The 4,367-nt window shown below is 69.1% G+C and carries 4 protein-coding genes and 1 tRNA gene; 3 read left to right on the forward strand and 2 right to left on the reverse strand.

The features are described 5' to 3' along the window. Positions 1-1,415, forward strand: a 1,415-nt coding sequence (locus ACILRF_RS14790) for a pilus assembly protein TadG (protein ID WP_395674215.1), incomplete at its 5' end; no start/stop codon positions are given. Between the two features lie 5 nt (positions 1,416-1,420). Here ACILRF_RS14790 and ACILRF_RS14795 read toward each other — a convergent pair. After that, positions 1,421-2,701 carry a DUF3422 family protein gene (locus ACILRF_RS14795; RefSeq protein ID WP_395674217.1) on the reverse strand — a complete coding sequence of 427 codons (1,281 nt, stop codon included), beginning with the start codon at positions 2,699-2,701 and terminating at the stop codon, positions 1,421-1,423. Here ACILRF_RS14795 and ACILRF_RS14800 point away from each other — a divergent pair. Further along, on the forward strand, positions 2,700-3,341 hold the full coding sequence (locus ACILRF_RS14800; protein ID WP_395674219.1) for a hypothetical protein: 642 nt from the start codon (positions 2,700-2,702) through the stop codon (positions 3,339-3,341). The two genes, ACILRF_RS14795 and ACILRF_RS14800, sit on opposite strands and share 2 nt — an antisense overlap. Positions 3,342-3,358: 17 nt before the next feature. Here the strand turns inward: ACILRF_RS14800 and ACILRF_RS14805 are convergent. Then, positions 3,359-3,432, reverse strand: a tRNA-Cys gene (locus tag ACILRF_RS14805). A 125-nt stretch (positions 3,433-3,557) separates the two neighbouring features. Between ACILRF_RS14805 and ACILRF_RS14810 the strand changes: the two genes are divergently transcribed. Then, positions 3,558-4,127: a protein-L-isoaspartate O-methyltransferase gene (locus ACILRF_RS14810; RefSeq protein ID WP_395674221.1), complete on the forward strand. Its 570-nt coding sequence runs from the start codon at positions 3,558-3,560 to the stop codon at positions 4,125-4,127. The last annotated feature ends 240 nt before the right edge of the window (positions 4,128-4,367 follow it).

Consider the following 4,367-nt stretch of genomic DNA (forward strand, 5'->3'; position numbering starts at 1 on the left):
CCAGCGCCGTCAGCGGCAAGGTCCAGCTGCAGGACGCCCTCGACTCCGCCGCCCTGGCCGCCGCCCGCTCCAGCGCCCGCACCGACGCCGAGCTCCAGACCGTCGGCGAACGCTACCTGCGCCAGAATCTCCGGCTCTCTCGGACCTTCGACCTCGCCGGCTCCACGTTCCGCTACGGTGATCAGGGCCGGGTCCTGGCCTCGGCTTCGGTGAGCTTCGAGCCCCTCGTCGGCGAGTTGATCTCCTCCGACCACGTCACCGTCGCCGCCGACGCAGAAGTCGTCCGGGCCGACGTCCGGCTCGAGATCGCCCTGGTGCTCGATAACACCGGCTCCATGGTCCAGAACGGCAGCCCCAAGCTTTCGCGCCTGAAGACCGCCGCCAAGAACTTCGTCACCTTCATGGAGCAGGCCGCCGCCCGCTCAACCGAGCCTGACGCCGTCCGTATCGCCCTGGTCCCGTTCTCCCACACGGTGAACGTCGGCACGACCTACCGCTACGAGTCCTGGCTGGACCAGGACGGCTCTTCGCCGATCAACGACCAGATCTTCACCACCGGCTCCTCGGGCGCCCAGCACGCCAACCGCTTCGACCTGCTCGCCAACCTCGGAACCAGCTGGGCCGGCTGCGTCGAAAGCCGCCGCGCGCCCTTCGACATCTCCGACGCCGCCCCGACCGGCGGTCCGCGGCTCTTCACGCCCTACTTCTGGCCCGACGAGCCCGACAGCGACGACTACGAGAACAACTACCTGACCGATCCCGTCGCGACCCACTGGAAGGCCCGCCAGGGGGCGATCGCCAAATACGTCAGGACCTCGAACCTCGGAACGGACCGCGGCCCCAACAAGGGCTGCAGCCTGCGCCCCATCCGCCGCCTCGGCACGGACTTCAGAGGCCTGCGCTCGGCGATCGACAACCTGAACGCCGAAGGCTCGACCAACATCCCGCTGGGTCTGGTCTGGGCCTGGCACAGCCTGTCGCCCAACGCCCCGTTCGCCGACGGCGGCGACTACGGGACCGCAAAGCTGCGCAAGGTCGTCGTGCTGATGACCGACGGCGACAACACCATCTCCGCCGTCAAGTCCGAGAACCACAACGAGAGCCCTTACTCAGGAACCGGCTACATCTGGCAGGGCAGGGTCCTTAAGAAGAACGGCGCGGCGCTGACCACCGGCTCGGCCGGCACACGCAAGGCGGCGCTCGACGACCGCCTGAGCAAGCTCTGCTCCGCGATGAAGGCGCCCGGCGTGGACATCGAGATCTACGCTATCCGCGTCGAGGATGGCGACAGCGGTTTGCTTGAGGACTGCGCCACCTCGGCCGACCACTACTACGACGTCCGCAACGCCTCGGAGCTCGACAAGGTGTTCCAGGCCATCGCGCGCCAGATCGCCAACCTGCACCTGGCGAAATAGGGGGGTCAGCCCTCGGCGTCCTGCAGTCGACGCCGCACCCGCCGCAGGGCCAGCCAGACCCCGACCGCGACGACCGGGGCCGCGATCGCGGTCAGCCAGGCCGGATCGATCCGGCCGTGCGCCAGCGGCTTGACGACGTAGCCGATCAGGCCGACCGCGTAGTAGCTGATGGCCACCACCGACAGGCCCTCGACGGTCTCCTGCAGGCGTAGCTGAAGGTTGGTGCGCAGGTTCATCGAGGCCAGCAGGTCTCGGCTCTGACGGGCGAGGGCCGTCTCGATCCGCGTCCTCAGCAGCCCGCTGATCCAGGCCGCTCGCTGCGAAAGGTCATCGAGGCGTTCGGAAAACGACTGGCAGGTGCGCAGCGCCGGCAGCAGTCGCCGTTCGGTGAAGTCGGCGAGCGACTGCCGGCCCGCCACCCGCGCCGGGGCCAGGCCGTGCAGCCGGTCGAGGCTGAGCTGGGCATAGGCGCGGGTCGCGCTCATTCGGTAGCGCGTTTCGGCGCTGAGCCGGGCCAGTTCCGCCGACAGTGCGGCGAGTTCCTCGAGCGCCGCCTCGTCCTCGACGCCCGAGGCCACGTCCTGAGCCAGCCGCGCAAGATCGCTCTCCAGGCGCGTCACCGCCGGCGTCAGCGCCTGGGCGACGGGCAGGCCGAGCAGCGCCATGTTGCGATAGGCGCCCACCTCTTGCAGCCGTTGGACGAGCCGCGAGGTTTCGCCGCCGCTCAGCGACAGGTCCTGGATCAGGAGTCGGCCGAAACCGTCCTCGTGCAGGCGGAAGTCCGACCAGATCCGCGCCGCGCCATCGTCGACGTCGCAGACCACGCACTCCTCGGCCGCGAACAGGGACGCGACCTCGGCCTCCGTCGGCGCCGGCTCGTCCCGGCCGCGGACGGCGATCTGGGTCGCGCGGATCAACTGGCCGGGCAGGGCGGCGATCAGATCGCCTGGCAGGCCCGCCCAGGGCTCGACCCCGAACGGCGCGCCGAACGCGCCCTCGCGCACGAAGGTGTAGGTGCTGAACTCGGTGTGCCGCTCCCAGACGAAGGCATAGCCGCCAGCCGCGACGCTGATGAACCGGCCGGGGCCCGGGCGCGGCGCGCCGAGCCGATCGCAGAGTGCGTCGGCGCACGCCCGGTCGTCGTCGGCATGGCCTTCGCCCGAGTGCATGACCAGTTGCAACAGGCGCGCCGGGGCCGAGAAGGCCGGCATCCGCCGCAGGTGCATCTCCTCGGTCAGGCTGCGCCGCAGGCTATGGTCCTGCGGCAGCGCCAGGATCGGCGTCATGGTCGTCAGCTTCCAGATGATGGGGGAGCGTGGGTCCTGTGAAGCTTCGGCTCTATCCTCTCAAGGAGCCAAATCGGTCTCGGCCGCGACCCTTTTCGCACCACCGCCCGTCGGTCTTCGACTCGCGGTAATTAAGGGCATGATCCCCGCCCAAGGCCGAACCTGTGGCTCCTGCACCTTCTGCTGCAAGGTGCTCGGCATCGGCGCCCTGGAAAAGCCCGCCGGGCGCTGGTGCGCGCACTGCAAGCCGGGCCGGGGCTGCACGATCTACGAAAAACGTCCCGGCGAATGCGCTGATTTCGCCTGCCAGTGGCTTGTCGACCCGCGGTTTCCCGAGGCGCTGCGTCCCGACAAGGTCAAGGTGATGGTGTCCGGCGATCAGGGCGGTCGGATCATCGCCCATTGCGATCCGGACAATCCTGCCGCCTGGCGCAGCCCGGCGGTTTTTCACACGCTGAAGTCGGTCGCAGCCAACACCTGGGCTTCCGCGGTGACGGTCCTCGCCGTCGCCGGCCGTCGGACGTGGCTGATCGCGCCGGCCGCCGAATATGACCTCGGGGTCGTGCCGGAGGGCGGCCAGGTCGAAATGGAGAAATTCCCCGACGGCACGGCTCGCGTCGGCCAGCGCGGCGCCTCGTAGTCGCGAATGTGAGGTGTTGGAGGCCTGACCGGGAATCGAACCCGGGTGCACGGATTTGCAGTCCGCTGCGTCACCACTCCGCCATCAGGCCAGCCGGGGGAGGGCGATGGCTAACAGAACGCCCCCGCCCCGGCAACGCCTGTCCTGCGCTGCGCATTGCCTTGAGGTGCGGCGCAGCCATATAAGCCCGCGTCATTCTTGAGGATCAGAGGACCCATGGCCGACCTCGCCGCCGCCCGCCTGAACATGGTGGAGAGCCAGGTGCGCACGCAGGACGTCACCGACGTGCGCATCCATGACGCCATGCGGGCGCTGCCGCGTGAGCAGTATGTACCGGCCGAACGCAGCTATCTGGCCTATGCCGACATCGAGGTCGAATACGCGCCGGGCCGCTACCTCCTGAAGCCGCGCGACGTCTCCAAGCTGCTGCAGGAACTGCGGCCGATGCCTGGCGAACGCGCCCTGGCGATTGCGGCCCCCTATGCCGCCGCGGTGCTTGAGGACATGGGCCTGACGGTGACCCGCGTCGAGGGCGGCGACCTGTCGGGGACCCCCGGCGGGGAGTTCGACCTGATCGTGGTGGAGGGCGCCGTCGCCCGTGCGCCCAAGTCGTGGCTTTCGGCCCTGTCGCCGAGCGGTCGTCTCGGCCTCGTCGAGCGCGACGGGCCGGTCGGAAAGGCCTGCCTCTACCTGCGCGCCGAGGACGGGGTCGGGCGCCGTGAGTTGTTCGATGCAACCCCGCCGGTCCTGGCCGGTTTCGAGGCGGAACACGGTTTCGCCTTCTGAATAGCTTCTGAAACATCCCCGAAACCGCCGGTGACGATAGCAAAGATGAAAGACGGTTACCGATAGGCTCGCTGGATAGCTCTGAGCCGTCTCCGACCGACGTGAAGATCGAAGGGTATCGAATGTCGAAGCATCTTCGCGGCCGTCCGCTGGCCGTGATCCTCACCGCCGCGGGTCTGGCTGTCGTCGCCGCGCCCGCCGCCGCCGAGACCCTGGCCGACGCCATCGCCGCGGCCTACG

It is taken from the genome of Phenylobacterium sp., from assembly GCF_044236515.1.
Taxonomy (GTDB): Bacteria; Pseudomonadota; Alphaproteobacteria; order Caulobacterales; family Caulobacteraceae; genus Phenylobacterium.

Excerpts from the sequence above, each read along its gene's own strand:
- ACILRF_RS14795 (WP_395674217.1), bottom strand. The coding sequence starts at position 2,701 with ATGACGCCGATCCTGGCGCTGCCGCAGGACCATAGCCTGCGGCGCAGC.
- ACILRF_RS14800 (WP_395674219.1), top strand. The coding sequence starts at position 2,700 with ATGGTCGTCAGCTTCCAGATGATGGGGGAGCGTGGGTCCTGTGAAGCT.
- ACILRF_RS14810 (WP_395674221.1), top strand. The coding sequence starts at position 3,558 with ATGGCCGACCTCGCCGCCGCCCGCCTGAACATGGTGGAGAGCCAGGTG.